Annotated in this window: 1 protein-coding gene; it reads left to right on the plus strand. The window is 45.1% G+C overall.

Going from position 1 to position 381, the window contains the following annotated elements; genetic code table 11:
• Nucleotides 1–381 (plus strand): hypothetical protein (locus AC1DLB_RS32345; RefSeq protein WP_477786577.1); only part of this gene is annotated, 381 nt, incomplete at both ends.

Below are 381 nucleotides of genomic sequence, written 5' to 3' on the forward strand. Positions count from 1 at the left end.
CTCCAAAAGGTGCAGTGCTCGAAGAACTAGTCAGAGCGTATTTTGAAAAGCAGGGTTTCTTTACTATTCGATCTGTACCATTTAAATATAATGGCACAGATGTCACAGACATAGATGTATGGCTCTACAATCGCCAAGCCGCGAGCGTTAGAGTCCGCGCGGTAGTAGATGTTAAAAACAAACGCTCACCAAAAGCGTTCGAGCGGGTACTCTGGGTTAAAGGCCTTCAGACCATACTCAATTGTGATAGAGCAATTATCGCGACAACGGATGCCGGAGCAGATCTAAGCCGTTTTGCACAAGAACAAAACATCGCTGTTTTGTCTAAGAGCTTTCTAGAGCGGCTGGATAAAAACATAGAGGCCGAGTCTAGACTTTCAC

The sequence above is a fragment of the Pseudomonas sp. 05N434 genome (assembly GCF_056396965.1).